1 protein-coding gene is annotated in these 418 nt (G+C 71.5%); it reads left to right on the top strand.

Annotated elements, in window-relative coordinates; all coding sequences use genetic code 11:
• On the top strand, positions 1-386 hold a 386-nt coding region (locus HOV91_RS39335; protein WP_217441628.1), incomplete at its 5' end, for a PDZ domain-containing protein.
• Positions 387-418: the final 32 nt, after the last annotated feature.

Here is a 418-nt window from a genome sequence, read left to right as displayed (position 1 = left end):
TGCGTATCCGCTGGATGCTGATGATGATGCTCCTGCCACTGCCGGCACTGGCCGGCGGTGGCAGCTCGCAGACACTGGAGTGGCGCCAGGACGATGCGCGCCTGGCATTGCGTTCGAGCGAAGGCCAGGTGCGCGTGGAAGCCGCCGGCCCGGAAGCCCGCTTCGGCGTGCGCAGCGGCGATCGCATCCTGCGGGTGGATGACACCACCGTACGCAGGATCGAGCATCTTGCCGAGGCCCTGCGGCGTTCAAGCGCCGCCAGGGCCTATCTCCTGCTGCAGCGCGACAGGCAGGAACTGACGGTCGCGGTGGACGCCGCTGCCTGGCGCAGGGCGCTGGTCGCTCCGCCTCCGCCAGCACCGCCACCGCCGCCGCCCCGACGCTGAGCCCGCCGCCCCGACGGCTACGGGTTTGGCTA

Origin of the sequence: Nocardia barduliensis (assembly GCF_013315795.1) — a bacterium.
GTDB lineage: Bacteria > Actinomycetota > Actinomycetes > Mycobacteriales > Mycobacteriaceae > Nocardia > Nocardia barduliensis.
Note: the sequence above shows the minus strand (reverse complement) of the source record. Positions and strands in the feature narration are given on the sequence as shown.